Here is a 16,068-nt window from a genome sequence, read left to right on the forward strand (position 1 = left end):
TTATAGCTTATACACCTTTAATGGGATCGACTAGTGAGAATAACAAGGGGATATTACTATCCCCTCACTCTTTATTACATTATTGAGATCTGAAAATAACCTAAGACTCATACCCTAAATTAGGCGCTAACCAACGTTCAACCTCACTGACACTCATTTCTCGGCGTTTTGCATAATCTTCAACCTGATCTTTTTGAATTTGAGCAACGGCGAAATATTTACTGTCAGGGTGGCTAAAATACCAACCCGATACTGAAGCACCGGGCCACATGGCATAAGCATCGGTCAGTTTCATTCCAATGCGATTTTCAACATCAAGTAATTGCCAAATTTTGGCTTTTTCCGTGTGTTCGGGACAAGCAGGATAACCAGGCGCAGGTCGTGTTCCTTGATATTTTTCTCTAATTAATTCGTCATTAGAGAGGTTTTCATCAGGGCTATAGCCCCAAATTTTCGTTCTGACCTGCTGATGAAGATATTCGGCAAAGGCCTCTGCTAACCTATCTGATAACGCTTTTACCATGATTTTATTGTAATCATCGTGAGCATTATCATAAGCATTCGCGAGATCATCTTCTTCTAATCCGCCTGTTACTGCAAAAGCCCCAAAGTAATCAGCAATGCCACTTTCTGCGGGTGCAATAAAATCAGCTAAACAGTAATTAGGAAAATCTTTTTTCTCTGTTTGCTGACGTAAATGGCAACTATATAACAACGGTTGTTGCCTAGTTTCATCGCGATAAATCACAATATCATCACCGACACGATTAGCGGGAAATAATCCAACAATGCCTTTTGGCGTTAATAAATTCTCACGACTTAGTTTATCCAGCATCACGTTGGCATCTGCAAATACGCGTTTGGCTTCTTCACCAACCACATCATCTTCTAAAATACGTGGATATTTTCCAGCTAACGACCATGTCATAAAGAAAGGTGTCCAATCGATATATTTACGCAATGTTTCAATACTTGCGGTAATTTCTTGTACACCTAATTGATTTGGTTTTGGCGGTGTGTAATTTTGCCAATTAATTTTTAGTGCATTTGATCGTGCAATATCTAAAGAAACAGGCGGTGTGCGTGGTTTCTTTCTGGCGTATTGCTGACGTACGACTTCATATTCACGCCGTGTTTTAGCAACAAAATCGGCTTTTTGGGTTTCAGATAATAGTGCGGCAACAACACCTACAGTTCTCGATGCATTTTGTACGTAAACAGTAGGATGACTATAATTCGGCTCTATTTTTACTGCGGTATGTGCTTTAGATGTTGTTGCTCCACCGATCATTAATGGTAAAGAAAAACCGCGCCTTTCCATCTCTTTGGCAACATTCACCATTTCATCAAGTGAAGGTGTGATCAGCCCTGAAAGACCAATAATATCAACTTTTTCATCAATCGCGGTTTGTAGGATCTTATCGCAAGGCACCATTACACCCAGATCAATAATCTCATAGTTATTACACTGCAAAACGACACCAACAATATTTTTACCGATATCGTGAACATCCCCTTTTACGGTAGCCAGTAAAATTTTACCCGCGGAAGTACCCGCTTGTTTTGTCGCTTGAATATAAGGTTCGAGATAAGCGACCGCTTGTTTCATCACACGAGCTGATTTCACAACTTGGGGTAAAAACATTTTGCCTTCACCAAATAAATCGCCAACAGTATTCATGCCATTCATCAATGGCCCTTCAATCACTTCAATCGGGCTTGATGCTTGTTGTCGGCACGCTTCGGTATCTTCAACAATAAATTCGGTGATCCCTTTCACTAACGCGTATTCTAAGCGTTTTTCTACATCCCATTGTCGCCATTCTGCCAACTGATGATTTTGCTCATCACTTTTACTACCGCGATAACGCTCAGCAAGTGCTAATAAATTGTCGGTGCTCTCTTCATGACGATTTAATATGACATCTTCTACTGCGTTACGCAGTTCATCGGGGAGAGAATCATAAATTGCCAATTGCCCTGCATTCACAATCCCCATATCCATGCCATTTTTCACAGCATAGTAGAGAAAAACAGAATGAATTGCTTCACGAACAGGATCATTACCACGAAAAGAGAATGAGACGTTAGAAACCCCCCCTGAAATTAAGGCATAAGGCAGTTGAGATTTAATATCCGCACAGACTTCAATAAAATCAACAGCATAATTATTATGCTCTGCAATGCCTGTTGCGACAGCAAATATATTGGGATCAAAAATGATATCTTCAGGTGGAAAACCGGCTTGTTCTGTGAGGAGTTGATAAGCTCGGCGACAAATTTCAATTTTGCGTTCTCGAGTATCAGCTTGTCCTACTTCATCAAACGCCATAACAACAACCGCAGCGCCGTATTTACGTACCAATTTAGCGTGTTCAAGGAAAGGTATTTCGCCTTCTTTCATCGAAATGGAGTTAACAATTCCTTTGCCTTGAATGCATTTTAGTCCCTCTTCAATCACTTCCCATTTAGAGGAGTCAATCATCACCGGAACTTTAGCAATATCAGGTTCACCGGCAATAAGATTAAGAAAACGCGTCATGGCTTCAACAGCATCTAACATGCCTTCGTCCATGTTGATATCAATGATTTGAGCACCATTTTCAACTTGCTGACGCGCAACATCTAACGCTTCTTGATAAAGGCCTTCTTTTATCAAGCGTTTAAATTTAGCAGAGCCTGTAACATTGGTTCGTTCACCCACATTTACAAACAGTGAATTCTCATCAATGATTAATGGTTCAAGACCTGAGAGACGACAGGCTTTTTTCAAAGAAGGTAATACTCTTGGTGCAATACCTTCTACCGCTTGTGAAATGGCGAGAATATGCTCAGGCGTTGTTCCGCAGCACCCTCCCACAATATTGAGAAAACCCGCTTGTGCCCACTCTTTAATTTGCTCAGCCATTTCTTGCGCATCTAAGTCATAACCTCCAAATGCGTTAGGCAAACCTGCATTAGGGTGAGCACTGACATAGGTTTCAGATATTTGTGAAAGTGTTTGAATATATTGGCGTAATTCTTTAGGACCTAATGCACAATTTAAACCAAATGAGAGCGCATCGGCATGACGTAAAGAGTGGTAAAACGCTTCTGTTGTTTGACCCGTTAGGGTTCTTCCTGAAGCATCTGTAATGGTGCCAGAGATCATCACAGGTAATTCAATATTGAGCGATTCAAACTCACATTTAATGGCAAAAATAGCCGCTTTCGCGTTTAGTGTGTCGAAAATAGTTTCGACCATAATTAAATCAACACCGCCTTTAATTAATCCACGTGTTGCTTCTCGATAAGCTGCCACCAGCTTATCAAATGAAATATTACGAAAAGCCGGATCATTAACATCAGGGGATATAGATGCCGTTCTGTTTGTGGGTCCCAAAACACCCGCGACATAGCGAGGTTTATCAGGTGTTAAAGCACTCCATTTATCTGCACAGGCTTTAGCTAATTTGGCGGCCTCTTCGTTCAGCTCAAAACAGAGTGACTCCATGTGATAATCAGCCATCGCGATAGATGTCGAGTTAAAGGTGTTTGTTTCAACAATATCAGCACCGGCTTGAAAATAAGCATCATGTATATCGGCAATGATCTGAGGCTGTGTTAAGACTAAAAGATCATTATTTCCTTTAACATCACAATTCCAATCAGCAAAACGCTCACCTCGATAATCGATTTCTGTGAGTTGATATTGCTGGATCATTGTTCCCATTGCGCCATCAAGCACTAAGATACGTTTTTCTAATGCTTCTACCAGTTGTTGTTTTATGTTTGCCACGTTACGTCCTCTTAATCGAGAATACTTTTATACTTATTTTTCGTTGTTTTTTTATCCTACCATATCTTTTTATAAAGATTTCTAAGACGAAGATGAGAGATTTTCACTCAGTGATAAACGCTTTTAATAAATATTCCTTATCACACATTTTGTTTTGAAAAATGCGGTGATCGGAGGAGTTTTATTACACGAGATAGTTCATAATAGATATTAATATGGATAGCATTTCTGGAGTGTATGCATGACAGTTTCCCCTACAAATAAAAAAGTGCGTAAAACGAAAACACCTGCCACTCAAAGCACCGCACAAGGAGGCCCTGTTCAATCGTTAAGTCGCGGATTGACATTATTGGAATATATTTCCGAATCTCCAGGTGGTATCGCCCTAACAGATCTTGCTTTTCAAGCTGGGTTACCCAACTCCACAACGCATCGCCTACTCACTACACTTCAACAGCATGGTTTTGTTCGTCAAGTCGGAGATTTAGGCTTATGGGTTGTAGGTACACACGCCTTTATCGTTGGCAGTAGCTTTCTACAAACCCGCAATCTTTTGGTAATGGTGCACCCTATTTTACGTCAGTTAATGGAAGACTCTGGCGAAACCGTTAATCTGGCTATTCTTGACCAAATTGAATTTGATGCGGTAATTGTCGATCAAGTGCAATGCAATGCGCTAATGAGAATGTCTGCCCCTATTGGCGGTAAATTACCGATGCATGCATCCGGTGCAGGTAAAGCATTTCTTGCTACTTTGCCAGATAATAAATTACTGCCTTTGCTCCAGAAAAAAGGCTTAATGGCTTATACACCGCATACCCGAACACTCCCTTCTTCTCTAAAAGAAAACTTAGAGCAGGCTCGGAAACAAGGTTTTTCTTTCGATGATGAGGAACATGCTTTAGGTTTGCGCTGTATAGGTGCTTGTATTTATGATGAACACCACCAGCCTTTTGCAGCTATTTCCCTTTCAGGTCCAGTTTCCAGAATGACGGATTCACGTATCACTGAATTAGGCGCAATGGTTATCAAAGCAGCAAAACAAATTAGCCGTGAATACGGTGGTGTAAAAAGTTAATCCTGATATTTACCTTCCTTGTTATCCACCACAAGGAAGGTATTTTCCAAAATAAAACGATTCAGCTTTGTAAAAAAGCGGCTATTCTCTCTCTATTCCCATCAAAGATTAAAAAACTGTTACTTATCACCTTAAAAAAATTGATGTCGATCACAGATGTTGTTTAAGACGTATTAAGAGTATTGCAACTCTTCTTGTTACCCGTAACAATGTTACCGGTAACAAATACTATAGCAGATTTAAATCTTCTCTTTTCAAAGCTAATAGTAACGCTCATCACCCTTGTGTGAATAAAGGAAGCATCATTATGAACCCTAAAAATCATGACCCAATTCAGAACGACTTTGTCCCCCTTAACGAGACAGTAAAACAGGTGACTGAACGCATTATTGCTCGCTCACAAGAGACTCGTCGTGCTTATCTGAAAAAAATAGAAACCGCAAAAAGCCAAACAGTACATCGTGCTCAATTGGCTTGCGGTAATTTGGCTCATGGTTTCGCGGCTTGTCAGGCTGACGATAAAAATCGCCTGAAAAATATGGTTCATAATGATATTGCCATTATCACTGCTTACAATGATATGTTGTCAGCTCATAAGCCGTATGAAGATTATCCTCAAAAAATTAAAACAGCATTACATGCTGTTGGAGCCGTAGGACAAGTGGCAGGCGGTGTTCCTGCAATGTGCGATGGTGTCACTCAAGGTCAAGATGGGATGGAGCTATCGCTCCTCAGTCGTGATGTTATCGCAATGTCAGCAGCCGTTGGCTTATCCCATAATATGTTTGATGGTGCGCTCTATTTAGGGATCTGCGATAAAATCGTTCCCGGATTGGCGATGGCGGCGCTCTCTTTTGGTCACCTCCCTGCTATTTTTGTTCCAGCAGGTCCCATGACTAGCGGTTTACCAAATAAAGAAAAAGTCCGTATTCGCCAACTTTATGCTGAAGGTAAAGTGGATCGTAATGCGTTGTTAGAAGCCGAAGCCGCGTCTTATCATAGCATTGGAACCTGTACTTTTTATGGCACTGCAAACTCTAATCAGATGGTCATGGAAATGATGGGATTACATTTACCCGGCGCTTCTTTTGTCCATCCGGATACACCGTTGCGTGATGCATTAACGGATGCAGCGGCAAATCAGATTGTGCGATTAACAGAGAACTCTGGTAATTATCTTCCTATCGGTCAATTAGTTGATGAAAAAGTCATTGTTAACGGCATGATTGCGCTACTCACAACGGGGGGGTCAACTAATCTAACCATGCACTTAGTCGCTATGGCACGCGCAGCGGGTATTATTATTAATTGGGATGATTTTTCTGAACTGTCCCAAGTTGTTCCTCTTATTGCGCGCATTTATCCTAATGGTCCCGCGGATATCAACCAATTTCAGGCCGCGGGTGGCATTGCTCTGATCATCCGTGAATTACTGAAAAAAGGCTTAATTCATCGTGATGTACATACTGTTGCGGGATTTGGCATTGAGCGTTATACCTTAGAGCCTTGGTTAAATGACGGTAAACTTGATTGGCGTGAAGGCGCAATAAGCTCTTTAGATAAAGAAGTGATTGCTGATATAAATACCCCATTCTCATCGCATGGTGGTACACAAGTGATGCAAGGTAATTTAGGTAGAGCGGTAATGAAAACCTCTGCTGTACCCGATGAGAATAAAATTATCGAAGCCCCTGCTATTGTGTTTAATAGCCAACATGATATCGCCACTCAGTTTGATGCCGGCAAACTGAATAAAGATTGTGTGGTTGTTGTCCGTTATCAAGGACCACAAGCGAACGGTATGCCTGAATTGCATAAACTGATGCCACCTTTAGGTGTATTAATGGATAAAGGCTATAAAGTCGCATTAGTTACAGATGGTCGACTTTCAGGCGCTTCAGGTAAAGTTCCCGCCGCAATTCATGTTACACCAGAGGCTGTAAAGGGTGGTTTATTATCCAAAGTACGTGATGGTGATATTATTCGTGTTAACGGTAAAACAGGTGAGTTAACGTTGCTTGTCGATGAGCAAACATTGAATGCTCGCCAAGATGAAATTCCTGATTTAAGTGCCAATAATGCAGGCTGTGGTCGTGAGTTATTCGTTAATTTACGCCGTCATTTATCAGGTGCTGAACAAGGTGCTTGTTGCATTGATTTTTAATGTAGACAAGTTTTGAGGCTTAACGAGGAGCAGATTAAATTAATTTGCTCACCACTTTCTGATTAGGAAATACAATCATGGATCATTGGAATACAAGTGCAGAGTCTGTACTAAAATCAGGGCCTGTTGTTCCTGTTATTGTTATCAACCATATTGATGATGCAGTCCCTGTTGCAAAAGCTTTGGTCGCCGGTGGTGTAAAAGTTTTAGAAGTGACATTACGTACAGAATGTGCAATTGAAGCTATCCGCCGTATTGCAAAAGAAGTTCCTGAAGCCATTGTGGGCGCAGGTACGGTTATTAATCCTCAACAATTAGCGCAAGTCACTGAAGCGGGTGCTCAATTTGCTATTAGCCCAGGATTAACAGACGCATTACTCAAAGCGGCCATTGCAGGAACAATCCCTTTAATTCCGGGTATTTCAACAGTTTCCGAATTAATGCTGGGAATGAGCTACGGTTTAAATGAATTCAAATTTTTCCCAGCAGAAGCCAATGGTGGTGTAAAGGCATTAAAAGCAATTGCAGGACCATTCTCAAAAGTCCGCTTCTGCCCAACTGGCGGGATCTCACCAGAAAACTACCGCAATTACCTTGCTCTCGAGAGTGTGCTTTGCATTGGTGGTTCTTGGTTAGTGCCTAATGATGCAGTGAAAGCAGGTGATTTCCAACGTATTACTGAATTAGCTAAAGAAGCTGTTGCAGGTACGCATCGTTAATTATTTCTGTACCAAAATAGGTTTATTCAATAAAGGTAGGTATCCCCTTGTACCTACCTTTATTTTTATCCGATGCGCCATAAAACTCCACCCTTCAGTTCCACTTCAGGGCGGGGAGGATGTCAACGTTGCCTAGGGTAATTCATTGAGTAAATCGCTTAGTTTGGGAATAGGCATAAACATCTTCAATATACCCTTCTTTAATTTTTTGTTGTTGCTGTTGCCAATATTCTGGTGATAAAAGCTCACGATGCTGAGCGTCAAAATAGTGGCAAATTCGCTTATCACTACATAGAAAATAGCGAAACTCTTCTGGAAATACATCATTGAGTGCAACGCTATACCAAGGCTCGCTTGCTAATTCATCTTCTGGATAACGGGCTGGAGGGATCGCACGAAAATTCATATCTGTCATATAACTAATTTCATCATAATCATAAAAAATCACGCGACGATGCCGAGTCACACCAAAGTTTTTAAACAACATATCACCGGGAAAAATATTTGCCGCAATAAGCTCTTTCAACGCTTGCCCATAATCTTCAACAACCGCTTTCAGTTGATTGTCATCGCACTGCTCCATATAGATATTGAGCGGTATCATTCTCCGCTCCATATAAAGATGACGGATCAGTAAGTTATCACCCAGATCTTCTAACTTGTTAGGGATCTCTTGTTGAAAGATCGCCATTAATTCAGGGCTAATTCTTTTCTTATCGATCATAAAATTCTCAAACTCTTGAGTATCCGCCATTCGTCCAACACGATCGTGCTCTTTAACCAATTGATAGCACTCTTTGACTCGCTCCGCTGTGATCGTTTTTTGTGGTGCAAATTTGTCTTTGATCACTTTAAAAACACGATCATAAGTTGGTAATGTAAATACCAACATCACCATGCCTTTTACACCAGGAGCTTCAATAAATTGCTCCGATGAAAAATTCATAAAGGCAAGGTATTCACGATAGTATTCTGTTTTACCGTGTTTTTGACACCCTATCGACATATAAAGCTCAGCAATAGATTTACTCGGTAATATATCTCTTAGCCATGCGACTAATGCGGCAGGAAATGGGGCATAAACCATAAAATAAGAACGAGCAAAACCAAAAACAATACTCGCTTCATCTGCTGAGATAAGGCAGGTATCAATCAATAATTGCTGCTCAACATTATGAATAGGTAATAAGAATGGAATATATTGATCATTAATGACTATTTTACCAATCAACCAAGCTGCTTTATTACGATAAAAGAGTTCGTTTGCGATATGAAATACCGCATTTTTCAATTGTTCAGAGGAGAACTGGGCGGTAAGTACATGACAAATAGAGTGAATATCGCGTTGTTTATTTTGCCACGGTAGTCGTAAAGGTAAGCGTGATAAAATGTCTTGCAGTAATGTGGGTAAATCACTCTGAATAACAAATGGCTTTGATAACGGTCGAGGGGCTTGTGTAAAGCGATAAGCTGGTTGTGATGAAAAAACAAATAAATTTTTTTTATTCAATTCACGATGATGAAATAGGCGACAATAAACAGAATTAAAAAAGCTCTCTGCGATCTCAAATCGAGGGTAATTGGGTAATAATTGCGTATAGTTCTCTTTCACCTTTTGTAAAAAAAGAGTTTCTTTATCAATGTCATGTCGAATATATTTAAGTTGTTCAACCACTAATCCAACATGATTATCATATAAACGGATGCGCTCTTTCATCGCGATTTGAACACCATGCCAATCCGCTTGCTCAAAACGATATTGTGCCCCTGACGTTATCTCAAGGAAGCGACCATATTGGGCATCAAAGCCTTGTAAAATTGTTTGAGCAATTAAATCTTCTGGTGTCATTAGCAACCTCACGAAAAAGAGGAGCATCCTGCTCCTGAATTATCACCACAAAAACAGATAATAATATTTTTGGAACTTAAAATTGCTGCTCTTCAGTTGAGCCTGTTAGTGCCGTTACCGAAGACATACCACCTTGAATAATCGTTGTCACTTTATCGAAATACCCAGTTCCCACCTCTTGTTGATGCGATGAGAAGGTATAACCTTGATTAAGTGCGGCAAACTCTTTTTCTTGTACCTTCTCAACGTAGTGTTTCATACCTTCGCCCTTAGCATAATCATGTGCCAGATCGAACATGTTGAACCACATGCTATGAATGCCCGCTAAAGTAATAAACTGGAATTTATATCCCATCGCAGAGAGCTCATCTTGGAAATGCGCAATCGTGCGATCATCAAGATTCTTTTTCCAGTTAAAGGAAGGTGAACAGTTATAAGCCAGCATTTTTCCAGGGTATTTATCGTGAATAGCTTCTGCAAACTTAGCCGCCATTTTTAGATCTGGGAGTGATGTTTCACACCACACCAGATCGGCGTAAGGTGCATAAGCAAGCCCACGACTAATAGCTTGATCAATACCAGCATGGGTACAGAAGAAACCTTCAGGAGTACGTTCTCCAGTTAAGAACGAACTATCATAAGTATCGCAATCTGAAGTTAAGAGATCGGCAGCATCGGCATCCGTTCTAGCAACGAGTAATGTAGGCACATCAGACACATCAGCAGCTAAACGTGCAGCAACCAGCTTTTGCACAGCTTCTTGAGTCGGAACAAGTACTTTCCCTCCCATATGACCGCATTTTTTCACGGCAGCTAACTGATCTTCGAAGTGGACACCTGCGGCTCCAGCTTCAATCATTGCTTTCATTAATTCAAAGGCATTTAGTACTCCACCAAAGCCAGCTTCCGCATCAGCCACAATAGGAAGGAAAAAATCAATATAATCTTTATGTTGAGGACCAATACCATTTGACCACTGAATTTGATCAGCTCGTCTAAATGTATTATTGATACGTTGAACAACATTAGGTACTGAATCAACGGGATATAACGACTGATCAGGGTACATGCTGGCGGCGGTATTAGCATCGGCAGCCACTTGCCATCCTGAAAGATAAACCGCTTCTAACCCTGCTTTTGCTTGTTGCAACGCTTGCCCACCCGTTAAAGCACCTAATGCATTAACATAACCCTTCTTCGATTTTCCATTTAATGATGACCAAAGCCTTTGAGCGCCACGTCTTGCTAAGGTATGTTCTGGGTTAACCGAGCCTCTTAATTTAATCACATCTTCAGCGCTATAAGGACGGGTAATACCTTTCCAGCGAGGTTGTTCCCACTCTTTCTCTAATTGGGCGATTTGCTCTGATCTACTAATAGTCATAAAAACAGCTCCTATAAATACGGTAGTGATGATGTTTGCAGTTTATAAATACGTTTTGACGTATCTTTTTTAATTTAAAAGTTGGTAACCCGGTAAAGTCAGAAAATCGACTAATTCATCTTGGGTTGTGATCTTATCCATCAAAGAAGCCGCTTCTTTAAAACGCCCTTCTTCAAAACGAATATCACCGACTTCTTGGTGTATCACTTCAAGCTCTTCTTTCAGCATTTTACGAAAGAGATCTTTAGTCACAACTTGTCCATCGGACAGTGTTTTTTGATGGCGTATCCATTGCCAAATAGAGGTACGTGATATTTCAGCTGTTGCCGCATCTTCCATTAGTCCATAGATAGGTACGCAACCATTACCAGAAATCCACGCTTCGATATATTGCACAGCAACACGGATATTCGCTCTCATGCCTTTTTCTGTACGCTCACCGCGACAAGGCGCTAATAACATTTCTGCCGTTATTTTTTCATTACGTTGTACATCGAGTTGATTGGAGCGACTCCCCAATACGGCATCAAAAGCAGACAATACTGTTTCAGCAAGACCAGGATGAGCAATCCAAGTACCATCGTGGCCATTGGTGGCTTCAAATTCTTTATCATCAAATACTTTTTTCAAAATAATGCCATTTTGCTCTGGATCTCGACTTGGAATAAACGCAGACATTCCGCCCATAGCAAAAGCGCCACGTTTATGGCAAGTCTGGATCAGTAAACGCGAATAAGCACTTAAGAAAGGTTGAGTCATCGTGATCCCCTGTCTATCAGGTAATACACGATCAGGATAATTTTTTAATGTCTTAATATAGCTAAAAATATAATCCCAACGACCACAATTAAGTCCAACGATATGCTCTTTCATATGAAAGAGAATTTCTTCCATTTGGAAAACTGCGGGTAAGGTTTCAATTAATACCGTAGCTTTAATAGTGCCCGTTGGTAAACCAAAGCGCTTTTCAGTGAAATGAAAAACATCACTCCACCATTTAGCTTCTTGCCATGTTTGCAATTTAGGAATGTAAAAATAAGGACCACTCCCTTTTTCTAATAACGCTTTGTAGTTATGGTAAAAATACAAAGCAAAATCAAATAATCCCCCTGCAATAGGCTTTCCTTGCCATAGCACATGCTTCTCAGGAAGATGGAGTCCTCTAACTCTGGCAATCAATACCGCTGGTGATGCTTTGAGTTGATAACATTTGCCTTGTTCATTGGTATAAGAAATAGTGCCTTTGACGGCATCCCGCAAATTGATTTGACCATCAATCACTTTGTCCCATGTAGGCGCTAAGGAATCTTCAAAGTCCGCCATAAAAACTTTTACATTGGCATTTAGCGCATTGATGACCATTTTGCGATCAACAGGCCCTGTTATTTCAACACGGCGGTCTTGAAGATCTTTTGGGATAGGATTAACTTTCCACTCTGAATTTATAATGGAACTCGATTCCGAAATAAAATCAGGAAGCTCACCATTATCAACTCTGCGTTTCCAGCTATCCCTTTCAGCTAATAAAGCATGGCGTCTATCTGAAAAATGATTTAATAAGTCAATCAAAAACAACTTAACATCATGATTTAATATCTCTTTTTCCTGTTCACCAAAAGATTGCGTAAAATTTAATTCTTCTGTAGTTAACGGTTGTGACATTCTGCATTCCCCTAAAAGCGTTTACACACCTGATTAAGATTAATGCAGTTTTTACAAAAATCAAAAATGAATTCCATTTTTATTTAAATAATTTTTAACAATGTGATTACATCGGTGTTTTTTTATTGTACAAAAATCAGAATTTCAAAATAACTCGAGGGATCTGGAAGATATCGATAATAGACAGAGAAAAGGAGTGTTAATGCTTGATGATTGTGGCTATATAGTTTTTCCTTATATGAATATTCTTCATACACAACATGAAGACCTCGACATTCAAAAGGTTATTAGCTAAATTCAGGCTTCTAGATGTCTAGATGTTTTTTTAGAGGTTATTGAAATGCCAATTAGAGTACCCGATGAGCTACCCGCAGTCAGTTGTTTACAAAAAGAGAATGTCTTTGTTATGACATCCAGTAGAGCGAGTATTCAAGATATTCGCCCATTAAAAGTGCTTATCCTTAATTTAATGCCAAAGAAAATAGAAACAGAAAATCAATTTCTGCGATTGCTTTCTAATAGTCCTCTTCAAATTGATATTCAATTATTACGTATTGACTCTCGTATTCCTAAAAATACTCCGGTAGAGCATCTCGATACTTTCTATTGTGATTTTGACCAAATTAAAGAACAAAATTTCGATGGGCTTATTGTCACAGGCGCGCCATTAGGGCTCGTTGAATTTGAAGATGTGGCTTATTGGGATGAAATAAAAGAAGTCATTACATGGGCTAAGGAGCATGTGACTTCTACACTCTTTATTTGTTGGGCAGCTCAAGCTGGATTGAATATCTTATACAACCTGCCTAAATACACACTAGAACAAAAAATTTCAGGTGTATATCGTCATAACACTTGCTCGCCATTTTCTCTATTAACACGCGGGTTTGATGAGACGTTCTTTGCTCCTCATTCTCGTTATGCTGGTTTTCCTATCGACTTTATTCAAAATAATACTGATTTAGAGATCCTTGCAACGTCAGAAGAAGCGGGTGCTTATTTATTTGCATCAAAAGATAAAAGAGTTGTTTTTGCTACTGGGCACCCAGAATACGACCCCAATACACTAGCAGATGAATATCATCGTGATGTCAAAGCAGGGCTAAATCCTCAATTACCAGAAAACTATTTTCCAGATAATGATCCGAGTAAAAAACCTATCGCCTCTTGGCGTAGTCATGGGCATTTATTGTTTGCAAATTGGTTGAACTACTATGTTTATCAGATAACACCGTTCGATCTTGCCCAAATGAATCCAACATTAGATTAAAGAAAAACCCCAAAATCAATTTGGGGTTTTAAGATAATCATTTGCCAAACTAAGAATTATTTATAGCGATGAGCTAATGCGTTCGCTGCGATCATTGCATTATAAACATCTTCTTCAGTCACTCTCATTGGCATATTACCCATAGTGTCACCTTCAGCACAGGCGATTTTAGCAACAGTACGCCATTCACTTTCAATGAATTCTTTCATCCCCATATCTTCAAGCGTCAGTGGTAATTCTGCCGCTTTAATAATACGGATCACTTCATCAATTTCTTCTTGTGGTGCATTTTCTAACACTAATTGAGTTAATAGACCGAATACCACTTTTTCACCATGTTGGACACGGTGTAAAGATTCAACAGCAGACATACCATTATTTACTGCGTGAGCAGCTGCTAAACCACCGGCTTCCGCACCAACACCACTCAGGTAGATTGTTGCTTCAATAGTTTGCTCTAATGCAGGTGTAGTAATTTTATGGCGAATGGCATCCATTGCTTTATCAATGTTCTCACTTAACATTTCAAAGCACAGTTGTGCTAAACCAAGGCCAGTACGTGATGGACGTTGATTGACTAAATTTAAGCCGTCGGCTTGATAACAAGCACGTGCTTCAAAGTAAGTTGCTAGGGCATCACCAACACCTGCAGAGAAAAAGCGTTGTGGGGCTGATGCGATAATAGCGGTATCCGCAATAACAACATCTGGGTTTTGTGGTAAGAATAAATATTTATCAAACTCACCATTTTCTTTATACAACACAGACAATGCGGTACAAGGTGCGTCAGTTGAAGCGATAGTTGGGAATAAAATAACAGGAATGTGCTGATAATAAGCAACAGCTTTAGACACATCTAATGTCTTACCCCCCCCAATACCAATAATAACGTTCACTTTATTTTCAATGGCAATTTTACCTAGGCGATTAACTTCTGCCTCAGTACATTCGTAATTAAATTTTTCAACTAGTGAAACAATGCCATTTTCTTTTAGAGAAGGAACGGCTTCTTTAGTTACTTTTTCTAAAAAAAACTCATCACTAATAATAAATGCGTTATCACCAAAATCTTTTACATATTTACCAACAGAAGACAGCAATTGGCTACCAATAAAGAATTTTTTTGGCGAAGTTACAGAACGAGGTAATATAGATGACATAACTAAATTCCTTTATTTTAGATTTTGCTACAAACAGTAGCAGAATTAGTATTTCATCTTACCTCTCATCATAATATGAATCTAGTAAACTCTCTGATAGTTATTACCTAAATCATTTTTGTCTATTATTTTTAATTTATATAAAACAAATAGTTATTTTTAAATAAATTTAAGAACCCAGATCACCTACGTATTTATGACTATAGTAAAGGCATCATTATTGTGAAGCCATAAAAAGAACAACACAATAAATCGTTATTTGATATACAGTCATGTTATATTCACGCTATAACAATATATTATTTTATTAAGGTGATTTTTTGTGGAAGACGCTGTTATTCTCGTAGATAAAAATGATAATGAACTGGGAACGATGCCAAAGCTTGAAGCTCACATTGTAGGCGCATTACATCGAGCCTTTTCAATATTTATTTTTAATTCAAAGCAGCAATTACTTATTCAACAACGTGCAATGTCTAAATATCACTCTGGTGGTTTATGGGCAAATACATGTTGTAGTCATCCGCTTCCAAATGAATTACTTTCAGATGCTATCCATCGTCGTTTAGATGAAGAATTAGGCATGAAATGTGATATGCAATCTATTGGAACTATTCTGTATAACGAAAAAGTGACGGATGATCTGATAGAACATGAATTTGATCATCTATTTCTTGGGATTAGTAACGAATTACCACGTAGTAATTCAAATGAAGTGATGGATTACCGCTGGATCTCTCTCGATTCTCTTTATCAAGATATTGAGGAGAATGCACAAAACTACAGTGTTTGGTTTCGTCATATATTAAATCGGATGGGAATTGAGCAATTTTCTCGTTGGAGCCACGGTATTATTTAACAATTATCTTATTAATAACTTAAATATAAAATAACTTGCTTACTCTTTACTTACTGATCTGTTTAAAAACCCCAAACGCAAAAAAGCCAACCCATTGGGTTGGCTTTCTCGTCTTATTTAATGCCTGGCAGTTCCCTACTCTCAC

10 protein-coding genes are annotated in these 16,068 nt (G+C 39.4%); 5 read left to right on the forward strand and 5 right to left on the reverse strand.

Annotated features, from left to right (window positions below; genetic code table 11):
- Positions 1-100: 100 nt before the first annotated feature.
- Positions 101-3,778 carry a methionine synthase gene (gene metH, locus DK865_RS18525; RefSeq protein WP_109392553.1) on the reverse strand — a complete coding sequence of 1,226 codons (3,678 nt, stop codon included), beginning with the start codon at positions 3,776-3,778 and terminating at the stop codon, positions 101-103.
- Positions 3,779-4,019: 241 nt separating this feature from the next.
- Between metH and iclR the strand changes: the two genes are divergently transcribed.
- The 3 genes from iclR to DK865_RS18540 all read left to right on the forward strand — a co-directional run bounded on the left by iclR (position 4,020) and on the right by DK865_RS18540 (position 7,739).
- The gene (gene iclR / locus DK865_RS18530; RefSeq protein ID WP_023583083.1) at positions 4,020-4,856 is read left to right on the forward strand and encodes a glyoxylate bypass operon transcriptional repressor IclR; all 837 of its coding nucleotides are present in this window, start codon (positions 4,020-4,022) and stop codon (positions 4,854-4,856) included.
- A 307-nt stretch (positions 4,857-5,163) separates the two neighbouring features.
- A complete protein-coding gene (gene edd, locus DK865_RS18535; protein ID WP_023583084.1) occupies positions 5,164-7,020 on the forward strand; it encodes a phosphogluconate dehydratase in 1,857 nt (618 codons plus the stop codon).
- A 77-nt stretch (positions 7,021-7,097) separates the two neighbouring features.
- The gene (locus DK865_RS18540; RefSeq protein WP_023583085.1) at positions 7,098-7,739 is read left to right on the forward strand and encodes a bifunctional 4-hydroxy-2-oxoglutarate aldolase/2-dehydro-3-deoxy-phosphogluconate aldolase; all 642 of its coding nucleotides are present in this window, start codon (positions 7,098-7,100) and stop codon (positions 7,737-7,739) included.
- Positions 7,740-7,881: 142 nt separating this feature from the next.
- Here DK865_RS18540 and aceK read toward each other — a convergent pair whose 3' ends face one another.
- The 3 genes from aceK to aceB form a co-directional block, all read right to left on the reverse strand.
- Positions 7,882-9,594 (reverse strand): bifunctional isocitrate dehydrogenase kinase/phosphatase, encoded by a 1,713-nt coding sequence (aceK, locus tag DK865_RS18545; RefSeq protein WP_407681506.1) that lies wholly within the window; start codon positions 9,592-9,594, stop codon positions 7,882-7,884.
- A 70-nt stretch (positions 9,595-9,664) separates the two neighbouring features.
- On the reverse strand, positions 9,665-10,972 hold the full coding sequence (gene aceA, locus DK865_RS18550) for an isocitrate lyase (protein WP_023583087.1): 1,308 nt from the start codon (positions 10,970-10,972) through the stop codon (positions 9,665-9,667).
- A 69-nt stretch (positions 10,973-11,041) separates the two neighbouring features.
- Positions 11,042-12,634: a malate synthase A gene (gene aceB / locus DK865_RS18555; protein ID WP_109392555.1), complete on the reverse strand. Its 1,593-nt coding sequence runs from the start codon at positions 12,632-12,634 to the stop codon at positions 11,042-11,044.
- Positions 12,635-12,974: 340 nt separating this feature from the next.
- Between aceB and metA the strand changes: the two genes are divergently transcribed.
- On the forward strand, positions 12,975-13,904 hold the full coding sequence (metA, locus tag DK865_RS18560) for a homoserine O-acetyltransferase MetA (protein WP_023583089.1): 930 nt from the start codon (positions 12,975-12,977) through the stop codon (positions 13,902-13,904).
- Positions 13,905-13,960: 56 nt separating this feature from the next.
- Here metA and DK865_RS18565 read toward each other — a convergent pair whose 3' ends face one another.
- Entirely contained in the window at positions 13,961-15,064 is a 1,104-nt protein-coding gene (locus DK865_RS18565; RefSeq protein ID WP_109392556.1) for a glycerol dehydrogenase, read from the reverse strand.
- 322 nt (positions 15,065-15,386) lie between these two features.
- Here DK865_RS18565 and idi point away from each other — a divergent pair, with 322 nt between their 5' ends.
- Positions 15,387-15,923, forward strand: a complete 537-nt coding sequence (gene idi / locus DK865_RS18570) for an isopentenyl-diphosphate Delta-isomerase (protein WP_036914161.1) — start codon at positions 15,387-15,389, stop codon at positions 15,921-15,923.
- Positions 15,924-16,068: the final 145 nt, after the last annotated feature.

This window comes from Proteus cibi (genome assembly GCF_003144405.1).
In the GTDB taxonomy this organism is placed as follows: Bacteria; Pseudomonadota; Gammaproteobacteria; order Enterobacterales; family Enterobacteriaceae; genus Proteus; species Proteus cibi.